22 protein-coding genes are annotated in these 19,657 nt (G+C 58.2%); 13 read left to right on the forward strand and 9 right to left on the reverse strand.

Annotated features, from left to right (window positions below; translation table 11 throughout):
• Positions 1–8 precede the first annotated feature (8 nt).
• A complete protein-coding gene (anmK, locus tag F3I21_RS02455) occupies positions 9–1,130 on the reverse strand; it encodes an anhydro-N-acetylmuramic acid kinase (RefSeq protein WP_104092879.1) in 1,122 nt (373 codons plus the stop codon).
• Between the two features lie 285 nt (positions 1,131–1,415).
• Here anmK and slyB point away from each other — a divergent pair, with 285 nt between their 5' ends.
• A complete protein-coding gene (slyB, locus tag F3I21_RS02460; protein WP_021506204.1) occupies positions 1,416–1,883 on the forward strand; it encodes an outer membrane lipoprotein SlyB in 468 nt (155 codons plus the stop codon).
• Positions 1,884–1,924: 41 nt separating this feature from the next.
• On the opposite strand, the gene slyA is transcribed toward slyB, so the two are convergent.
• Positions 1,925–2,362 (reverse strand): transcriptional regulator SlyA, encoded by a 438-nt coding sequence (gene slyA / locus F3I21_RS02465; RefSeq protein WP_010618966.1) that lies wholly within the window; start codon positions 2,360–2,362, stop codon positions 1,925–1,927.
• 150 nt (positions 2,363–2,512) lie between these two features.
• Here slyA and F3I21_RS02470 point away from each other — a divergent pair, with 150 nt between their 5' ends.
• From F3I21_RS02470 to F3I21_RS02480, 3 genes are read left to right on the forward strand one after another with little or no spacing between them, the layout of a single operon-like run.
• Positions 2,513–2,749, forward strand: a complete 237-nt coding sequence (locus F3I21_RS02470; RefSeq protein WP_021506205.1) for a DUF1656 domain-containing protein — start codon at positions 2,513–2,515, stop codon at positions 2,747–2,749.
• A gap of 6 nt (positions 2,750–2,755) precedes the next feature.
• Positions 2,756–3,613 (forward strand): HlyD family secretion protein, encoded by an 858-nt coding sequence (locus F3I21_RS02475; RefSeq protein WP_141495501.1) that lies wholly within the window; start codon positions 2,756–2,758, stop codon positions 3,611–3,613.
• A 7-nt stretch (positions 3,614–3,620) separates the two neighbouring features.
• On the forward strand, positions 3,621–5,621 hold the full coding sequence (locus F3I21_RS02480; RefSeq protein ID WP_150058205.1) for an FUSC family protein: 2,001 nt from the start codon (positions 3,621–3,623) through the stop codon (positions 5,619–5,621).
• Here the strand turns inward: F3I21_RS02480 and F3I21_RS02485 are convergent, their stop codons facing one another.
• From F3I21_RS02485 to F3I21_RS02500, 4 genes are all read right to left on the reverse strand, one after another.
• On the reverse strand, positions 5,622–6,089 hold the full coding sequence (locus F3I21_RS02485; RefSeq protein ID WP_150058207.1) for a hypothetical protein: 468 nt from the start codon (positions 6,087–6,089) through the stop codon (positions 5,622–5,624).
• 128 nt (positions 6,090–6,217) lie between these two features.
• Positions 6,218–6,736, reverse strand: a complete 519-nt coding sequence (sodC, locus tag F3I21_RS02490) for a superoxide dismutase family protein (RefSeq protein ID WP_150058209.1) — start codon at positions 6,734–6,736, stop codon at positions 6,218–6,220.
• Positions 6,737–6,817: 81 nt separating this feature from the next.
• Positions 6,818–7,714, reverse strand: coding sequence for an aldo/keto reductase family oxidoreductase (locus F3I21_RS02495; RefSeq protein ID WP_021506210.1), 897 nt, complete (start codon positions 7,712–7,714; stop codon positions 6,818–6,820).
• A gap of 65 nt (positions 7,715–7,779) precedes the next feature.
• Complete coding sequence (locus F3I21_RS02500; RefSeq protein ID WP_021506211.1) at positions 7,780–8,019, reverse strand: DUF1289 domain-containing protein; 240 nt, start codon at positions 8,017–8,019, stop codon at positions 7,780–7,782.
• Positions 8,020–8,239: 220 nt separating this feature from the next.
• Here F3I21_RS02500 and eptA point away from each other — a divergent pair, with 220 nt between their 5' ends.
• The 5 genes from eptA to rnt all read left to right on the forward strand — a co-directional run bounded on the left by eptA (position 8,240) and on the right by rnt (position 12,946).
• Positions 8,240–9,877, forward strand: coding sequence for a phosphoethanolamine transferase EptA (gene eptA / locus F3I21_RS02505; protein WP_150058211.1), 1,638 nt, complete (start codon positions 8,240–8,242; stop codon positions 9,875–9,877).
• A 39-nt stretch (positions 9,878–9,916) separates the two neighbouring features.
• Positions 9,917–10,513, forward strand: coding sequence for a TetR/AcrR family transcriptional regulator (locus F3I21_RS02510; RefSeq protein WP_150058213.1), 597 nt, complete (start codon positions 9,917–9,919; stop codon positions 10,511–10,513).
• A 49-nt stretch (positions 10,514–10,562) separates the two neighbouring features.
• A complete protein-coding gene (locus F3I21_RS02515) occupies positions 10,563–11,660 on the forward strand; it encodes an alkene reductase (protein WP_058776267.1) in 1,098 nt (365 codons plus the stop codon).
• A 101-nt stretch (positions 11,661–11,761) separates the two neighbouring features.
• The gene (gene gloA, locus F3I21_RS02520) at positions 11,762–12,169 is read left to right on the forward strand and encodes a lactoylglutathione lyase (RefSeq protein WP_021314698.1); all 408 of its coding nucleotides are present in this window, start codon (positions 11,762–11,764) and stop codon (positions 12,167–12,169) included.
• A gap of 108 nt (positions 12,170–12,277) precedes the next feature.
• A complete protein-coding gene (gene rnt, locus F3I21_RS02525) occupies positions 12,278–12,946 on the forward strand; it encodes a ribonuclease T (RefSeq protein ID WP_021506216.1) in 669 nt (222 codons plus the stop codon).
• 53 nt (positions 12,947–12,999) lie between these two features.
• Here the strand turns inward: rnt and F3I21_RS02530 are convergent, their stop codons facing one another.
• Positions 13,000–13,332: a Grx4 family monothiol glutaredoxin gene (locus tag F3I21_RS02530; RefSeq protein ID WP_021506217.1), complete on the reverse strand. Its 333-nt coding sequence runs from the start codon at positions 13,330–13,332 to the stop codon at positions 13,000–13,002.
• A gap of 366 nt (positions 13,333–13,698) precedes the next feature.
• On the opposite strand from F3I21_RS02530, the gene F3I21_RS02535 reads away from it, so the two are divergent.
• Positions 13,699–14,490 (forward strand): C40 family peptidase, encoded by a 792-nt coding sequence (locus tag F3I21_RS02535; RefSeq protein ID WP_058757687.1) that lies wholly within the window; start codon positions 13,699–13,701, stop codon positions 14,488–14,490.
• Positions 14,491–14,546: 56 nt separating this feature from the next.
• Here F3I21_RS02535 and F3I21_RS02540 read toward each other — a convergent pair whose 3' ends face one another.
• The gene (locus F3I21_RS02540) at positions 14,547–14,636 is read right to left on the reverse strand and encodes a YnhF family membrane protein (RefSeq protein ID WP_021506219.1); all 90 of its coding nucleotides are present in this window, start codon (positions 14,634–14,636) and stop codon (positions 14,547–14,549) included.
• Positions 14,637–14,908: 272 nt separating this feature from the next.
• Between F3I21_RS02540 and purR the strand changes: the two genes are divergently transcribed.
• On the forward strand, positions 14,909–15,934 hold the full coding sequence (purR, locus tag F3I21_RS02545; RefSeq protein ID WP_021506220.1) for an HTH-type transcriptional repressor PurR: 1,026 nt from the start codon (positions 14,909–14,911) through the stop codon (positions 15,932–15,934).
• Here purR and punR read toward each other — a convergent pair.
• A complete protein-coding gene (punR, locus tag F3I21_RS02550; RefSeq protein ID WP_059011034.1) occupies positions 15,931–16,842 on the reverse strand; it encodes a DNA-binding transcriptional activator PunR in 912 nt (303 codons plus the stop codon). The genes purR and punR overlap by 4 nt on opposite strands.
• A 109-nt stretch (positions 16,843–16,951) precedes the next feature.
• Here punR and punC point away from each other — a divergent pair, with 109 nt between their 5' ends.
• Positions 16,952–18,154 carry a purine nucleoside transporter PunC gene (punC, locus tag F3I21_RS02555; RefSeq protein ID WP_150058215.1) on the forward strand — a complete coding sequence of 401 codons (1,203 nt, stop codon included), beginning with the start codon at positions 16,952–16,954 and terminating at the stop codon, positions 18,152–18,154.
• 310 nt (positions 18,155–18,464) lie between these two features.
• Positions 18,465–19,613: a cyclopropane fatty acyl phospholipid synthase gene (gene cfa / locus F3I21_RS02560; protein ID WP_150058217.1), complete on the forward strand. Its 1,149-nt coding sequence runs from the start codon at positions 18,465–18,467 to the stop codon at positions 19,611–19,613.
• Positions 19,614–19,657 lie beyond the last annotated feature (44 nt).

Genomic DNA, 19,657 nt, shown 5'->3' on the forward strand with positions numbered 1-19,657 from the left:
TTTGCTCCTTAACGTATTGCGTGGGGATTGGCGGGATAGATGGCGCCCAGCACGCTCATTTCGCGCGCGCCGGTTACCGCCGGCAGATTGCCCGGCAGCCCGGACAGGGTGCGGAACGCCAGCCAGGCAAAGGCCAGCGCCTCCATATCATCACCGCTGATACCGGCCTGATCGGTGGTGCCCACTTCAGTGCCAGACAAATGCGCGGCCAGCCGCGCCATCAGCAGCGGATTGCGACTGCCGCCGCCGCACACCAGCAGACGATCGCAGCCATCGTTGAGCTGTACCTGATGGGCGATAGTCAGCGCGGTCAGCTCGCACAGCGTTGCCTGCACATCCTGCGGGGCCAGCGCCGGGAAGCGCTGCAGCTGCTGTTCCACCCAGCCCAGGTTAAAGTATTCCCGACCGGTGCTTTTGGGTGGCGGCAGCGCAAACCACGGATCGCCGAGCATCTGCTCCAGCAGCGCGGGCACGACCTGGCCACTGCGCGCCCAGCCGGCATCTTTATCAAACGGCAGGCCTTTGTGGCGCCAGATCCACGCATCCATCAGCATATTACCTGGTCCGGTATCAAAGCCGCGCACCGGCTGACCGGGGATCAGCAGCGACAGATTGGCGATGCCGCCAATATTCAGCACCATGCGCCGTTCAACGCTGTCCATCAGCAACGCCTGGTGAAAAGCCGGTACCAGCGGTGCGCCCTGGCCGCCCAGCGCCATGTCGCGGCGGCGAAAATCGCCCACCACCGTGACGCCGGTCGCGGCAGCGATCTGGTTATTGTCGCCAATTTGCAGCGTATTCGGTGCCGCCGACTGCGGCTCGTGCCACACCGTCTGGCCGTGGCAGCCAATCGCCATGATATCGCTGGCCTCCAGCGCCTGCTGCTGCATCAGCGTCAGTACGGCTTCCGCAAACAGCTGGCCGAGCCGGGTATCAAGCTGACCGAGCTGCGACAGCGTCAGCGTCTGTCCCTGACAAATCGCCAGCACCTGCTGACGCAGCGCCAGCGGGATGGGATGGCAGTAGCTGGCCTGTTGCGCCACCATATGCTGGTCGATCGCGGCCAGCACGACGTCTACGCCGTCCAGGCTGGTGCCGGACATCACGCCGATATAGCGTCCTGATTTCATAGCGCTTCCTTACCCGTTTGCGGGCCTGCAATGCATCTGTGTTTAGCCTGGCAAATTACCGGGGCTAATTCTATGATAAATTTCCGCTTTTCAACTGCGCTGCGACACGCATTCCGGCAGCAAACTATTTTCATCCGGCAATTGAATTTTTGTTGATGGGCGGTGGTCTATGCTTCGGCCCAGCCGCATATTGTTCGGACATCGCGTCAATTGACCATTTTCTGACTTATACTGTTGCAGTACAGGACGAGAATATGGCGTTTTTTTGCATTAAGGAGCTTTCTCATGATTAAGCGTTTCGTAGCCGTAGCCCTGGCGGGTATCACGCTGGCTGGCTGTGTTAATAACGATACCCTTTCCGGCGATGTTTACAGCGCCAGCGAAGCCAAGCAGGTTCAAAGCGTCTCATACGGTACGCTGGTATCCGTGCGTCCGGTAAAAATTCAGGGCGGCGATGACAGTAATGTGATCGGTGCCATTGGCGGTGCGGTGCTGGGTGGTTTCCTCGGTAACACCATCGGCGGCGGCGCAGGGCGCAGTCTGGCAACGGCCGGGGGTGCGGTACTGGGCGGCGTAGCCGGTCAGGGCGTGCAGGGTGCGCTCAACAAATCTGACGGCGTAGAGCTGGAGATCCGTAAGGATGACGGCAATACCATTATGGTGGTGCAGAAGCAGTCCGCCAGCCGTTACTCGGTCGGCCAGCGCGTGGTGATGGCCTCCAACGGCAGCCAGGTCACCGTCTCTCCGCGCTAAGCGCAAAGATAAAAAAAACCGACGCCAGTGCGTCGGTTGTTTTATTTCTCGCGGTTCTGCAACTCGAGAATGTTTTTTTCCAGCCGGGCAATCAGCGTCACCATCTGATTGATCTCTTCGAGGCTGATGCCGGAGAGGATGTCGTCACGCGTCGCGTCTATCACGTTTTCGACCTGCTCAATGATCGGCTCAGCCTGACGGGTCAGCTTGATGCGCTTGGCGCGGCGATCGTTAGCGCAGGTGGCGCGGGTGATGAGCCCCTTCTCTTCCAGCTGATCCAGCGTACGCACCAGCGACGGCTGCTCAATACCGATGGCTTTCGCCAGCTGAATCTGCGACTGCTCTGGCGGGAGTTGATGAATATTGTGCAACGTCACCCAGTGGGTTTGTGTCAACTCAAGCGGCTTCAGACGCTGGTCGATCAACGCGCGCCAGATGCGCACCAGGCGAGACAGATCTGTTCCAAGCGGCGTATCCATTTCATCTCCTTATAATTAGCTTGCTAGCTATCAAGCCAGATTTTACACTATTCTGCGAGTTTACAGGACAAATTACAAATCCCGGGCCAGACGGCACGCCCGCTGTCTACACTTGATTTAACCGTGCCCGGGTAAAAAGGATGATGCCACGTGTCAATCTTCGCGCTCACCGCGACGGCGCCGCTGACCGATCTGGTGTTCGGTGCCTCACTGTTCTTCCCGCCGCTGTTCAAAGCGGTGCTGCTGGGCTTCTTTTTCTGGCTGCTGATTCATCCGCTGCTGCGCGGCTGGATCTACTCCGGCGATGTCTGGCACCCCACCTTAATGGATCTCTCACTGTTTGTTCTGTGCGTGAGCGGCGCACTGTGGATACTGAGCCTCGGATAAATCACCATGAAATTCAACCCCTTTAAGTACTTTTCTACCCTTGTGGTGTTTGCCCTGGCGCTGCTCGCAGGCTGGTGGATGTGGAACTACTACATGCAGGCCCCGTGGACGCGCGATGGCAAAGTGCGCGCTGAACTGGTGGACGTGACGCCCGAGGTCTCCGGCCGTATTAGCACGCTGGCCGTGCGCGACAATCAGTTCGTGCATAAAGGCGAGGTGCTGCTGACGCTGGATCCGGTGCCGTGGCAGATTGCGCTGGCCAATGCGCAGGCCCAGTTGGCGAAGGCGCAGGCCGACCTCGCCAAAGCGCAGCATGAGGCGGATCGCCGTGCCAGCCTGCCGCGTAACGTGATCTCCGCTGAAGATATGGACGCGGCGCGCCTCAACGCGAATGCGGCGGCCGCCACAGCGAAAGCCGCACAGGCGATGCTCGATCAGGCGCGCTGGAACCTGCAGCAAACCACGGTGACGGCACCGACCGACGGCTGGGTCAGTAACCTGACGCTGCGTGCCGGCAATTACGCGACCGCCGGTACGCCACTGTTCGCGCTGGTCGACAGCCACTCTTACTATGTGATGGGCTATTTCGAAGAGACCAAACTGCGCCATATCCAGCCCGGCGCGGCGGCGCAAATCGTGCTGTATAGCAACGGCGCACGACTGCAGGGCCAGGTGGAGAGTATCGGGCGCGCCATTTACGATCAAAGCATCGCCAGCGACGGCGGTCTGGTGCCCGATATCAAACCCAACGTGCCCTGGGTCAGGCTGGCGCAGCGCGTTCCGGTGCGTATCCGGCTAAACGCGGTACCGGATAATGTGCCGCTGGTGGCCGGTACCACCTGCACCATCTCTGTCGCGCACTGAGGCCGGTATGAATCTGCAGTGGCTGGCCTGGCACAATCTGCCGTGGATAAAGGCAACCGGCGGCGAGTGGCGCTATGCGTTACGTAACGCAATCGCGATGTGTCTGGCGCTCACCCTGGCGTATGCGCTGCAGCTGGATCAGCCTTACTGGGCCATGACGTCCGCCGCGGTGGTGAGTTTTCCCACCGTCGGCGGCGCCATCAGCAAAAGCCCGGGCCGCATCGTCGGCAGCCTGCTCGGTGCCAGCGCCGCGCTGCTGATTGCCGGTCATACGCTCAACGAACCGTGGCTGTTTGCCTTTTTCATGGCCGGCTGGCTGGCGCTCTGCACCTGGGTCGCCAGCCATTTTCAGAACAATGTGGCCTACGCCTTTTCACTGGCCGGTTACACCGCCGCGATTATCGCCTTCAGCAGCGTTAACGTTAGCGACGTCAGCCAGCTGTGGGACATCACCCAGGCGCGCGTGTGCGAAGTGATCGTCGGGATTCTCTGTGCTGGGCTGATGATGATGATCCTGCCCAGCACCTCGGACGGCAGCGCACTGATGCTATCGCTGCGCCAGATGCACACCCGCCTGCTTGACCACGCGGTGCTGCTGTTGCAGCAGAGCAACACGGAAAATGTGCGCACCGCCCACGAAACGGTGATCAGCCAAATCCTCACCATGAATCTGCTGCGCATTCAGGCCTTCTGGAGCCACTATCGCTTCCGCCGGCAAAATAACGTGCTTAACTACGTGCTGCATCAGCAGCTGCGCCTGACCAGCGTGCTCTCCAGCCTGCGGCGCATGCTGCTTAACTGGCCCGACGCGCCGCCGGCGCTTTACAGCGCAATGCAACAGCTGCTGCACGAACTGGCGCAGCCGCAGTGTGATAAATACCGGCTGGCGCAGATTCTGCGCAGCATCACGCCGGACGTGCACGGTGATTTCCGCCAACGTGCTTTTGTCCAGCGGCTGCGCTACTTCTGCTGGGTGTGGCTGAATGTGGAGCGCTGGATTCGCCTGATCGAGCGCGCCGACGCTGACACCCGTTTCCAGCCACCGTACGCGCCAGCACTGGCACGTGCCAGCGACAGTGCCGAAGCTGGCTGGAGTGCGCTGCGCACGTTTAGCGTGATCATGCTGGGCTGCGCGTTCTGGATCGGGACCCAGTGGGACGCTGGCGCCGCCGCGCTGACGCTTACCGCTATTGCCTGCGTGCTCTACTCGTCATCGCCTTCGCCCGGCGGCAGCGTGTCGCTGCTGCTGAAAACGCTGCTGTGGCTGTCGCTGTTCAGCTTTGTGCTGCAGTTTGGTCTGATGGTGCAAATCAGCGCGCTGTGGCAGTTTTTGCTGCTGCTGTTCCCGCTGCTGCTGACGCTGCAACTGTTTAAGCTGCAACAGAAGCAACGCGCCGCGCTGTGGGGCCAGTTTATTGTGTTTATGGGATCGTTTATCGCGGTAAGTAATCCGCCAGACTGGGATTTCCAGAGCTTCCTTAACGATAACCTGGCAAAAGTGTGTGGCGTCCTGCTGGCGTGGCTGGCGTTTCAGGTGTTACAGCCGGGTTCTGATGCGCGCCGCAGCCGACGCCATATCCGGGCGCTGCGCCACGCTTTTCTCGATCAGCTACGTCGCCAGCCGCGCCTGAGTGAAAGCCGGTTTGAATCGCAGATTTATCATCACATCAGCCAGCTGAGCCACAGCCGTGATGAGCAGGCGCGCCTGTGGCTGCTGCGCTGGGGCGTGGTGCTACTGAACTGTTCGCACATTGTCTGGCAGCTGCGCGCCTGGCAACCCCGCTCACCGGCGCTGGCGCAGCTGCGCAACAGCAGTCTGCAGGATTTGCAGCGCATTATGAGTTTGCGCGGTGTGCGTCACGACTCGCTGCAGACCGCGCTGGATACGCTGCAGCAGGCCATTGATCAGCTTCAGGGGCAGCCGGAGAGCGACGCGAATACCCTGGCGGGTATTTTGTGGCGCCTGCGCTGTTCGCTGGCGCAGCTGCGTCAGGCGGTGCCGGATTGATCATTCACAGTACTGGGTAAACTGCCGATTAAAGTCATCGTGCAGCTGTTGCAGGGTCTTCTGCCCTTCAAAGCGGGTTTTATCCTGCTCGGACATCGGTTCGATCACCAGCGCTTTCTCGTCCGACGAGTAGATAAAGCGCCGTGCCAGCGTGCTGCCGGTAAAACTGGTGCCCTGAATGCCGCCGCACACCACGGTGATGCTGTGACGGCGGATTTCGGTATGGGTGAAATTGGTTTCGGTGGCGCTGCGCAGGACATTCTGACAGCCTTTGGCTTGCAGCCGCTGCAGGGTATGCTGCGTCAGCCATTCACGGCCGCGGGCAATATTTTCACAACTGGCGCGCAGCGGATTGGTATCTATATCTCGCTGCAGCTGACGGCTGGCCTCCAGTCGCAGCTGGGTATCATTCGGGCGATCGCAGCCCACCAGCGCTAAACACAACAGCAAAATCCCACGCGTTTTCATGCCTGCCCCTGAGCGGTTCCGTTCCTGAATCAACATCATAGGATGGAATGTTGCCGCTGAGTAGCAGGAAAATGGGTCAGAATTTTTCTGCGCGGCGGCGGCGGGTCAGGCCCGTCGCCGCCCGGTGGTCAGATCACGCCGCAGGCCAGACGTGCCCCGCCACCGCCAAGCGGTTGCGGATGGTCAGCATGGTTATCGCCGCCGACGTGCACCATCAACGCTTTGCCTTTGATCTCGCTCAGCGATTTCAGACGGGGCGCCACCACGGGATAGCTGGCTTTACCGTCGTCGGTGACATACAGCGCGGGCAAATCGCCGAGGTGACCGTCAGCGTACGGACCGAGGTGCTTGCCGCTGTTGTGCGGATCGAGGTGACCGCCCGCCGCGCCCGCCGCCACGATTTTGCCGGCGGATTCGCCGGGCTCACAGCTGCCTTTAGCGTGGACGTGAAAGCCGTGAATGCCGGGTTTCAGCCCGCTCAGCGCCGGCGCGAACTGCAGGCCATACGGGGTTTCGCTGATGGTCACCTTACCGATCGACTCACCGATACCCTGCGCCGTCACCTGATGCAGCGTCACGTCTTCTGACGCCGCGTGTGCACCGGCAGCACACACCAGCGTCAGCACGGCCATAATGGTTTTTTTCATAACGTCTCCTTACGGTTCAGATTCCCTCTAAGCCTGGACCGCTTTTGCCCAGGCTGCCGTAGTTTGACGCAGATTTACGCTTCAGGGCACATCGTAGCCGAGTGCCGCCTTGCGAATACGGAACCACTGCTGGCGATCCAGCGTCAGTTCACAGGCTTTCACCGCGTCGCTGACGCGCGCGGTTTTACCGGAACCGATAATCGGCAGCGGACGACTGGGCAGCTTCATTACCCAGGCATAGACCACCTGCTCGATATTGCTGGCACCGATCTCCTGACGCACCTGTTCCAGCTCATCGCGCAGCGGCTGGTAGTGCGGATCGTTAAACAGGCGGCCGCCACCGAGGCACGACCACGCCATCGGGCGCATACGCGTCTGCTGGCACTGGTCGAGCGTGCCGTCGAGCAGCGCCGACTGCTCCAGCGGTGAGATTTCCAGCTGATTGGTGACCAGGCTAAACGGCAGACGGGATTGCAGCAGCGTGAACTGCGCAGCGGTAAAGTTGGACACGCCAAAATAACGCACCTTGCCACTCTGATGCAGCTGCAGGAAGGCGTCGGCGATTTCATCCGCATCCATTAACGGATCCGGACGGTGAATCAACAGCAGATCGAGATAATCGGTGGCAAAGTGGCGCAGCGAATTTTCCGCACTGTGCAGGATGTGGCTGGCTTCGGTGATGTAGTGACCGATTTTATGTTCCGGTTTCGCGCGGGTGGCAATGCCGCACTTGGTGACGATTTGCAGTTGCTGACGCAGCTGCGGTGCAAGGCGCAGCGCTTCGCCGAACGCGGCTTCACAGCGATAGTCGCCATAGATGTCGGCGTGGTCAACGGTGGTGATGCCCAATGCCAGATGATGCTCAATAAACTGCACCAGCTGTTGTGGCGTCATGCCCCACTCCATCAGCCGCCAGTAACCGGCAATCAGCGGCGAAAAAGCGGGTCCCTGCGGGGCAATAGCGTGCGGTTGTAACATGGTTAAACTCCCTTCTGCGCAATAGCGAAAGCGCGAGTATAACCAAATGCGCACGGCGCGTTTTCTTAAAACAGCTCCGGTTGCTGTGGATCAGGATTTTCATCCACTTTTTGCTGACGCTGCAGGCGCAACAGGCGCTGGCGACACAGGCGCAGCACCTCGCGTTTTTGCGCATCGCTGAATTTCATCCAGTTGAAGCGCTCCTCCCGGCTGCGCAGACAGCCACGGCAATAGCCGCGCGCATCGCTCTGGCAGATACCGCGACAGGGGCTCGGAACCGGAAAAAACTCTAATTGCTCAGCCACATCACCTCCGCAATGAACCTATCCACTCTTATTGATAACAGCTTAGTGACATAGTGCAAGGCATAAACCGTTATTACTGGTACTGTACACGGCGACAACCACGCCAGCTTCCGACACCGTGGCAATAGTCAGGGAATCAATCAGGTAAGGAGACGCGGTTAAGGTTTTCCTCATCTTCAATTCATACGATTGTCATATTCCGTTATTCCGATGAGTCTCCATGAAACTGATCTCTAAGTTACAGTGTCACGATAACAGTTTTAATTTACTGGCCGCGTTGTTCTTTGCCTTTGTCCTCAATGCCCTGTTTTTACTGCGCGCGTGGGAAATTATCCCCTACACCCGCGTGCATGATTATCTGTTCGCCGCCAGCATGCCGGTGGTGCTGGTCGCGGCGTTTTATCTGCTCTTCTCGCTACTGGCCTGGCCGTGGATACGCAAACCACTGCTGATTGTGCTGATTCTCGCCAGCGCCGCCGCCAACTACTTTATGCACAGCTTTGGTACGGTCATCGACACCAACATGATCGAAAACGTGTTTGAGTCGAATGCGCAGGAAACCGGCGCGCTGATGAGCCGCAACTATGTCATCTGGATGCTGCTGATGGGCATTCTTCCGGTCGCGCTGGTGTGCAGCGTCCGCATCAGCAATCGCCAGCGCTGGTGGTGGAACCTGCTGCAGCGCCTCGCCAGTGCGCTCGGTGCCGTACTGGTGATTCTGCTGATGGCTGTGCTGTTCTACAAAGACTATGCTTCGCTGATCCGCAATAACAAAGGCCTGGTGAAGATGATCACCCCAGCCAATATTGTCAGCGGCACCGGCCATTATGTCGATCAGCGTTATCTGCAGGGCAGCCAGGCGCTGGTAAAGATTGGCGAAGATGCGAAGAAAGGACCGCTAATCACCGCCGAGCCGAAGAAGATGCTGGTGGTGCTGGTGGTGGGCGAAACTGCGCGCGCGGAGAACTTCTCCCTCGGCGGCTATGCGCGCGACACCAACCCACAGCTGAAAAAGCAGCAGGTGATTTATTATCCCAACGCCAGCTCCTGCGGCACGGAAACCGCCATTTCGGTGCCGTGCATGTTCTCGAATATGCCACGCGAGCACTATGACGCGAACCTCGCCCATCATCAGGAAGGCGTGCTGGATGTGCTGGCCCATGCCGGAGTCAGTGTGTTGTGGCGCGAAAACGACGGCGGCTGCAAGGGTGCCTGTGACCGCGTGCCGCATACCGATATGACGCAGTGGCAGCTGCCACAATACTGCCACGATGGCTTCTGCCTCGATGACGTCTTACTGCATCGCTTTGATAACTATGTCGACAGCCTGCACAATGACGGCATCATTGTACTGCACCAGATGGGCAGCCACGGTCCGGCTTACTTTAAGCGCTACCCGGCCGCGTTCCAGCGCTTTACGCCGACCTGCGACAGCAATCAGATACAGGATTGCGATCACCAGGCGCTGGTCAACACCTACGATAACTCGCTGCTGTATACCGACGATATGCTGAGTCGCACCATCGATAAGCTGAAGGGTCTGAGCGATCGCTTTAACGTGGCGCTGGTGTACCTGTCCGACCATGGCGAATCGCTGGGCGAACACGGCATGTACCTGCACGGTGCGCCGTACCTGTTTGCGCCGTCGCAGCAGACGCACATCCCGCTGCTGCTGTGGATGTCGCCGGGCTACGCCGCGGCGTATCACATTGATCAGGCCTGTCTGCGCCAGCAGGCGGCAGAGACAGCGGTGTCGCAGGATAATCTGTTCCACACGGTGCTCGGCCTGTTCAACATCCAGACGCAGCAGTATCAGCCGCAGCTGGATATGATCAAATCGTGCCAGAATCGCGCCTGAGGATTGCATTAGACCGACTGGTCTAATACTCTGCCTGCCATGAACAAGACAGTGCAACGCAACGAAACCCGTGAACATCTGCTCGCCACCGGCGAGCAGGTCTGCCTGCAGCGCGGTTTCACCGGCATGGGGTTGAGCGAAATGCTGGCGCTGGCGGAAGTGCCGAAAGGCTCGTTTTACCACTACTTCCGCTCGAAAGAAGCGTTCGGTGTGGCGCTGCTGGAGCGCTATTTCGTCAACTATCAGCAGCAGGTTGAACAGCAGCTGACCCAGCCCGGCGTTACTGCACGCGAACGCTTATTGCAGCATTTTCGCTACGCGGAACGGCTGTTTATTGAGCAGGGTCACATCGTCGGCTGTCTGGGCGTTAAGCTTTCCGGCGAAGTGTGCGATCTGTCAGAGCCGATGCGCGATGCGCTGCAGCGCGGTGCTGCGGCCATCACGGCGGCTTACGCACGCTGTCTGACGGAGGTCGCAGCCGAACAGCCGCTGCCCTATGGGCAAAGCCCGCAGCAGCTGGCGCAACGCTGTTATCTGCTGTGGCTGGGTGCCAGCCTGCAGAGCAAGATTTCACGTGAGCCCGGGCCGATTAGCCTGGCGCTCGACACCATCGAACAGTGGCTTAATCACCGCTGATTTTTAAAAACGGCAATTTCTAGACGACCGGTCTATTACAGGAGTCATCATGGCGAGTAAACAGCTGTTCACCCCGCTGAAAGTGGGCGCGATTACCGTACCTAACCGTGTCTTTATGGCGCCGCTGACGCGTCTGCGCAGCATTGAACCGGGCGATATTCCTACCCCGCTGATGGCGGAGTATTATCAGCAGCGCGCCAGCGCGGGTCTGATCATTACCGAAGCCACCCAGGTTTCGTTCCAGGCGAAAGGCTACGCCGGTGCGCCGGGTTTACACACCGCAGAGCAAATTGCTGCGTGGAAAATGATTAACGAAGGCATTCACGCCGCGCACGGTCACAGCGCCGTTCAGCTGTGGCACACCGGCCGCATCTCGCATAATAGCGTGCAGCCGGATGGCAAAGCGCCGGTCGCACCGTCCGCGATCGCCGCTGGCACCCGCACCTCGCTGCGCGCCGCCGACGGCAGCGTATATCGCGAAGATACCTCCATGCCGCGTGAACTGAGCGTGGCAGAAATTCAGCAGATCGTTAAAGACTTCGGTCAGGCGGCAGCCAATGCGCGCGACGCCGATTTTGATCTGCTGGAACTGCACTCTGCGCACGGCTATCTGATGCATCAGTTCCTCGCACCGGGTTCTAACCAGCGTACCGATGAATACGGCGGTTCGATTGAGAAGCGCGGCCGTTTCGCGCTGGAAGTGGTCGATGCGGCAATTGCTAACTGGTCAGCCGATCGCATCGGTATCCGTATCTCGCCCATCGGCGCCTTCCAGAATCTGGAAAACGGTCCGGATGAAGAAGAAGCGGCACTGTGGTACATCAGCGAACTGGGCAAGCGCGGCCTCGCCTACCTGCACCTGTCTGAGCCAGACTGGGCGGGCGGTAAGCCTTACACCGATGAGTTCCGCCAGAAAGTGCGCGCCGCCTTCCCGGGCGTGATTATCGGTGCCGGTGCCTACACCGTGGAAAAAGCGGACGATCTGATTGCGCGTGGCCTGATTGACGCGGTGGCCTTTGGCCGTGACTTCATCGCCAACCCGGATCTGGTGGCGCGCCTGCAGCAGGATGCACCGCTTAACCCGCAGCGTCCGGAGAGCTTCTACGGCGGCGGCGCGGAAGGTTACACCGACTACCCGACACTGTAAGTCAAACGCGGCCGCAGCGGATGTGCGGCCGCGTGCTTTCTTCAGGGCATTCCCTCGCTATACTAAGCGGGTTCCCTGATGACTTTTAAAAAGAGGATGTTATGCGTTTACTTCACACTATGTTACGCGTTGGCGATCTGCAGCGCTCCATCGATTTTTACACCCGCGTGCTGGGCATGCGCGTGCTGCGTCAGAGCGAAAACACCGAATATAAATACACCCTGGCTTTCGTGGGTTATACCGAAGAGAGCGAAGGTGCGGTCATTGAGCTGACCTACAACTGGGGCGTGGATAAATACGACCTCGGCAATGCCTACGGCCACATCGCGCTGGGCGTAGATGATGTCGCGGCGACTTGCGACCGCATCCGTCAGGCGGGCGGTAACGTCACGCGTGAAGCCGGCCCGGTCAAAGGCGGCAGCACCATCATCGCTTTCGTGGAAGATCCGGACGGCTACAAAATCGAGCTGATCGAAAACAAACACGCCGGTCACGGCCTCGGCAACTAATGCCGTTAGTCAGCCTGCTAATTTGCGGGCTGACTTCCCTCTCCTGCTGCACCCTGCGCCGATTTTTGCCATAATGCGCGCTGCCCCATTTCCTGCAATGAGATCCTGATGTCTGAATCGAACGCCTTAAACGCTCTCCATCAACGCTTCCGTGGTTTTTATCCTGTGGTGATTGACGTTGAAACCGCCGGTTTCAATGCGCAAACCGATGCGCTGCTGGAAATCGCCGCCACCACGTTAAAAATGGATGAGGATGGCTGGCTGCACCGCGATGAAACCCTGCATTTCCACGTGGAGCCGTTCGAAGGGGCGATTCTCAATCCCGAAGCGCTGGCGTTTACCGGCATCGACCCCAGCAATCCGCTGCGCGGCGCGGTGAGTGAATATGAGGCGCTGCACGCCATTTTCAAAATGGTGCGTAAAGGCACCAAAGACAGCGGCTGTAACCGGGCGATTATCGTGGCGCACAATGCCACCTTTGATCATAATTTTCTGATGGCGGCAGCAGAGCGCACCGGCATGAAGCGTAACCCGTTCCACCCGTTCGCCACCTTTGACACCGCCGCACTGAGCGGGCTGGTGCTGGGACAAACGGTACTGGCGAAGGCCTGTAAAGCGGCGGGGATAGATTTTGACAGCACTCAGGCGCACTCGGCGCTGTACGATACCGAACAGACCGCCACGCTGTTTTGCGAACTGGTGAATCGCTGGAAACGCCTCGGCGGCTGGCCGCTGGCGGTGAGTGAAGAGCCGGCCGAAGACGATGCCTCGGCCTGAGGCCCGTCAGACCGCAGCCAAAAAAAAGGCCGACACTGCTGTCGGCCTTTTTCTTATTCTGCTTCTTTGTGCTTCTCAGCGGTCTCTTTGATCAGCGGTTGCAGTTCGCCGCGCTGGAACATCTCAACGATGATGTCACAGCCGCCGACCAGCTCGCCATCCACCCACAGCTGCGGGAAAGTTGGCCAGTTGGCGTATTTCGGTAACTCAGCGCGGATATCCGGATTTTGCAGAATGTCTACGTACGCAAAGCGCTCACCACAGGCAGACAGCGCCTGTACCGCCTGCGCAGAGAAACCGCAGCTTGGCAGTTTCGGCGAACCTTTCATGTACAGCAGGATCGGGTTTTCTGCGATCTGGCGCTGAATTTTTTCAACAGTACTCATTTTTGCCTTCCTTAATCCTTCACTTCGTGTTTGTTTATTGTAGCGACTTCGCCCCGCGACTGAAAACGGGATTTTGCCTTAGCCGGCCCATATCGCCATGTTTGTTAAGTTCGCGCGCAACGAATAACATTTTCATATCATTAATAAGCATTAATCAATTAATAATTAGCAATAATTCCGCTGGGTTAAGCAGCTGAAATCGCTCATTTTTGCCCCACTTTCAGTACCGTGACAGATTAATGGAAAAAGACCTTACCTTTTGCAAAAAAAGTGGATTAGAATTGCCCCGGTGCTGATCGTCGATCAGATTTTTCTAACTTTACCGCGGTCTGGCTTCCTGCCGACGGCTTAACCTGTAACCGGACTATGCGTTTACTGATTACGCTTTTCATACTGGCTTTTGCCCAACTGTTCTTTAATGTGGCGGCGGCTTCTCCGCATGCGCCGGTTAATGCCAGTTTGCAGAAAGCGGAGAAAAAGAACGCGCGTGAAGATGAGCGTCGCAAACGACGCCCGGTGAAAACCACCAGCAAAAAGTCACGCCTGACGTCAGTACAGAAGTTCAGGCTGAAAAAACAGCAGAAAAGCGAAACGGTACTTCAGCACACCACGCAGCGCAAATCCTCACTTAAGCTCAGTGCGAAAAAATATGGTCATCAGCGGCTGGCGAAAAAATCGCGTGACGTTGCCGTTGATGATGAAGTGCAGCAGTTGAGCGGCATTAAAATGAGCAAAGCCCACCGCCTGCGCTATCAAAAAGCACGTGAAACCGCGATGACGAAACTGATGGGCCAGCTGGGTAAACCGTATCAGTGGGGAGGCACCTCACCGCATACCGGTTTCGACTGCAGTGGTTTAGTGTGGTACGCCTACAAAGACCTGGTGAAGTTTAAATTTCCCCGCACCGCCAATGAGATGTATCACCTGCGCGACGCCGCGCCGATTAAGCGCGAGATGCTGGAGAAAGGCGATCTGGTGTTCTTCCGCATCAACAACCGCGGCACCGCCGACCATGTCGGGGTTTATCTGGGCAATGGTAAATTCATTCAGTCTCCGCGCACCGGGAAGGATATTCAGATTAGCGCGCTGGGCGAGGATTACTGGCAGAAGCATTACGTTGGCGCACGCCGTATGATGACGCCGAAAACCGTGCGCTAACCTCAGCGTTGCGCAACAAAAAAGCCGGTGGCTGTTCAGCAGCACCGGCTTTTTTATTAATGCAGAATGGCGGTAAAGCTAAAGGCAATAATCATCAGCAGAGCAGCGGCGGTGGTGGTCAATGCCAGTTTTAAATCGGTACTCATCACAACTCCTTAGTCACACAGTTTGCATGGTTAAATAATTTTCGCACAGTGATGGGCAAAAATCTCGTGTTATCCGCCCCGGCTTGCTAGAATCGCCGCCTTTCGTTGCGCAACAGATTTAGCGCATGCTGCATTGACAGCCTGCTGAAGGATGTTTCCCTGCCCGATTAAGCAGATTAGCCCTGATATTCAGGGCGCAAAACCATTAGCAGACGCAAACGTTTAACAATATACTTATCAGTAAGTTGCGATAAGCCCAGGAGTACCATTTCATGGCAACCATTAAAGATGTGGCGAAACGCGCCGGGGTCTCAACCACCACGGTTTCGCATGTCATCAACAAAACGCGTTTTGTCGCGGAAGAGACGCGTAACGCCGTATGGGAAGCGATTAAAGCGCTGCATTACTCACCGAGCGCGGTGGCCCGCAGCCTGAAGGTGAATCACACCAAGACGCTGGGCCTGCTGGCGACCTCCAGCGAAGCGCCCTACTTCGCCGAAATTATTGAAGCCGTGGAGAATCACTGCTTTGAGCGTGGCTACACGCTGATTCTCGGCAACGCGCACAACGATCTGCAAAAACAGCGTGCCTATTTGTCGATGATGGCGCAAAAGCGCGTCGATGGCCTGCTGGTCATGTGCTCCGAATATCCCGACGATCTGCTGCAGATGCTGGAAGAGAACCGCAATATCCCGATGGTGGTCATGGACTGGGGCGAATCGCGCGGGGACTTTACCGATACCGTGCAGGACAATGCGTTCCACGGCGGTTACCTCGCCGGACGATACCTGATTGAGCGCGGCCATCGCGATATCGGTGCTATCCCTGGCCAGATGGAGCGCAACACCGGTGGCGGTCGTCATGCGGGTTTTCTGCAGGCGATGCAGGAAGCGGGCATCAGCGTCCGTCCCGAGTGGATTGTGCAGGGTGACTTCGAACCGGAGTCAGGTTATCAGGCAATGCAGCAGATTCTGAACCAGAAACAGCGCCCGACGGCGGTATTCTGCGGCGGCGATATCATGGCGATGGGCGCGATTTGCGCAGCCGACGAGATGGGACTGCGCGTGCCGCAGGATATTTCGGTGATTGGCTATGACAATGTGCGCAATGCGCGCTACTTTACCCCGGCGCTGACAACCGTGCACCAGCCGAAAGCCCAGCTGGGGGAAAAGGCACTGGAGATGCTGCTGGACCGCATCACCAGCAAACGCGAAGAACCGCAGACCATTGAAGTGCAGCCCACGCTGATTGAGCGCCGCTCCGTGGCCGATGGCCCGTTCCGCGATTACCGCCGTTAAGCCGCCTTCTCGCTGAGCCACTCGTGGTTCAGCGTCTCCGCATCGCCCAGATATTCCAGCAACCACGCCAGCGCCGGTGACGCGCGCTGCTCAGACCAGCTGACGCAACACGGGCTGTCCGGAAACGGCTGCGGCAACGCCAGCTCCACCAGCGCGCCGCTGTCCAGCAGCGGGCGCGCCAGGTGCCCCGGCACCATGCCCACGCACAATCCGGCCTGCAGGCAATCCAGCCCGGTTTCCCACTCCGGCACCACCAGCCGCCGCTGGTTATCCAGCGTCCACGTCATGCGGCGCGGCAGCGCGCGCGACGTATCTTCCAGCACCAGCGACGGCCAGGCGCGCAGGGTTTCGTCATCCAGCTGCGGACTGTGGGCCAGCGCATGCTGCGGACTCACCACGCAGCGCCAGTTGAGCGCGCCCATATCCTGAAAGGCGAAGCGGCCGCCGACCGGAATGGCCTGGGTGGCGCCAATCGCCACATCGACACGACCATCAGCCAGCGCGTCCCACACGCCGTTAAATACTTCGTAGCTGATGATCAGCTCCATATCGGGGAAATGGCGGTAAAAATCCTTTACCAGCTGGCGGGTGCGCTGCGGTTTGACGATGCAATCTACCGCGATGCTGAGCTGACCGCGCCAGCCGTTAGCCAGCTGCTGACATTGACGGCGCGTGGCCAGCATTTTTTTGATAACAGAACGCCCTTCACGCACAAAATGCTCGCCTGCTGCCGTCAGCACCACTTCGCGATGCTGCCGCTCAAACAGCGGTACCGCCAGCCAGCCTTCCAGCTGGCGCACGGTATAGCTGATGGCAGAGGGCACGCGGTGCAGCTCCTGCGCCGCCGCGCTAAAACTGCCGGTGCGCGCTACCGCGTCCACCACTTCAAGCGCATATTCTGACCACATAATTTTCCCTTCAAAAATTTTAACAGCACCCTGCAAATATTAGCGTTTCACAAAGCCCGCCGCACCCTTTTACACTCCCCGCCGTTCAACCTGCCGAATGAGAAAAACCATGCTGTCATCCAAAGGATTTCTGCCTTACCTTGCCGTGCTGAGCATGCTCGGCTTCCTGGCCACCGATATGTATTTACCCGCCTTCGGCGCCATGCAGCGCGACTTTGCTTCCGCACCGGGCACCATCAGCGCCAGCCTGAGCTTGTTTCTGGGCGGCTTTGCCTTTGCGCAGGTGCTGTGGGGTGTGCTGTCGGACCGCTTCGGCCGTAAGCCGATTTTACTGGCGGGCCTGAGCCTGTTTGCGCTGAGCTGTCTTGCCATGCTGTGGGTGACTAACGTCTGGCTGATGCTGGTGCTGCGCTTTGTGCAGGCGGTAGGCGTGTGCGCCGCAGCAGTGAGCTGGCAGGCGCTGGTGGTTGACCGCTATCCGCAGGCCAAAGCCAACAAAGTATTTGCCACGATTATGCCGCTGGTGGCGCTGTCACCGGCGCTGGCACCGCTGCTGGGTGCCTGGCTGATGGCCCATTTTCACTGGCGCGCCATCTTCCTCGCGCTCACGCTGGTGACGCTGGTGCTGCTGTTCGGCACGCTGAAACTGGCCAGCGCGCCGCGTGCGCGCCACGATAGCACGCCGCAGCCGGGCTGGCTGACGCTGCTGGCGACGCGTATTTACAGCGGTAACGTACTGATTTATGCCGCCTGCTCCGCCAGTTTCTTCGCCTGGCTGACCGGCTCGCCGTTTATCCTCGCCGCCGCGGGTCTGAGCCCGGCGGACATTGGTCTGAGCTATATTCCGCAGACCATCGCCTTCCTGCTGGGCGGATTTGGCTGTCGCGCCCTGCTGAACCGTTTTCAGGGTGCGCAGCTGCTGCCGTGGCTGCTGATGATTTACAGTCTGAGCATTCTGGGCCTGTTTGCGGTGGCGCTGATCACCACGCCGCCACTGGTGGCTCTGCTGCTGCCGTTCTGCAGTATGGCGCTGGCCAATGGCGCGATTTACCCGATTGTGGTGTCCAGTGCCCTTGCCCCGTTCCCGCAGGCCACCGGCAAAGCGGCCGGCCTGCAGAATCTGCTTCAGCTGGGCTTATGCTTCCTCGCCAGCCTGATTGTTTCCGCCGGTCTGCAGCAGGCGCTGTTACATACCACGCTGGTCATGGTGGCCACGGTGATCCTCGCGTGGGCTGGTTTCCTGTGGCAGCGCAGCGCCAGCGCACAAAGTGATATTGCTCACGCTTCCCGTCCCTGCGAAGATAATTGTTAAGGCAACGATTATCGTTAGCAAACTAACGATAAGCCATTGAATACTGACCTGCGTGAGCATATACTCAGTGGGTCAGCATTTCTGTAACAAATCAATAACATAATGAGCGTATTTTTTAGCGACACTGTCGCTGGGATGGCGTCTGCACGATATTCACCTCCGGAGTTGTGGCAGACATCTCTATTCAGATTCATACCTCTGTAATACGTCGGCTATCTGGCGCACGGATTTTCCGTGAGTTCTCTCACAGGCCTGAGGAATTTGACTATTCTTTTTCTCAGGTTCAAATCGGAAAGGTGATGGAGAAGCTATGAGTTCATCGTGTATAGAAGAAGTGAGCCTTGAAGAAAACCAATGGTTTCGTATCGCCCATGAATTACTGGAGCGGGCGGACATTCACATCAACGGCACACGCCCCTGGGATATTCAGGTCAGACATGCGGATTTTTTCAAACGGGTCCTGCAGGAGGGATCGCTGGGCCTCGGTGAAAGCTACATGGACGGCTGGTGGGACTGTGAACGTCTGGATATGTTCTTCCACCGCGTGCTGAAACATCATCTGGATAAGCAGTTACCGCACCATTTTAAAGATACGCTGCGCATTGCCGCGGCACGCCTCACCAATCTGCAGTCAAAGAAACGCGCCTGGATTGTTGGTAAAGAGCACTACGATCTTGGCAACGACCTGTTTTCACTGATGCTCGATCCGTTTATGCAGTACTCCTGCGGCTACTGGAAAAGCGCGGAAACGCTGGAGCAGGCACAGCAGGACAAGCTGGATATGATCTGCCGCAAGCTGCAGCTTGAGCCGGGCATGACGCTACTGGATATCGGCTGCGGCTGGGGCGGGCTGGCGGAATTCGCCGCGCGTCATTACGGGGTGAAAGTGCATGGCGTGACTATCTCTGCCGAGCAGCAGAAAATGGCGCAGCAGCGCTGTGCCGGTCTGGATGTGACCATTCTGCTGCAGGATTACCGTGATTTGAACCAGCAGTTTGACCGCATCGTATCGGTGGGCATGTTCGAACACGTCGGGCCGAAAAACTATGCCACCTACTTCGATGTGGTTGATCGTAACCTGAAACCGGAAGGCCTGTTTTTGCTGCACACCATTGGGGCGATCAGAACCGACATGAACGTCGACCCGTGGATCGATAAATACATTTTCCCCAACGGCTGTTTACCGTCGGTACGGCAGATCGCCGATGCCAGCGAATCTCACTTCATCATGGAAGACTGGCATAACTTTGGCGCGGATTATGACACTACGCTGATGGCCTGGTACGAGCGATTCCAGGCGGCATGGCCGCAGCTGGCGGAGAAGTATGGCGAGCGTTTCGAACGGATGTTCAGCTATTACCTCAACGCCTGCGCCGGTGCGTTTCGCGCGCGGGATATTCAGCTGTGGCAGGTAGTTTTCAGCCGCGGCGCCGAAGGCGGTTTGCGCGTGGCGCGTTAATTTCCGAGCCAGGATAAAAGGCGCTTACCGCGCCTTTTTTATTC

Origin of the sequence: Pantoea sp. B_9, from assembly GCF_008632015.1 — a bacterium.
GTDB classification, from domain to species: domain Bacteria; phylum Pseudomonadota; class Gammaproteobacteria; order Enterobacterales; family Enterobacteriaceae; genus Pantoea; species Pantoea dispersa.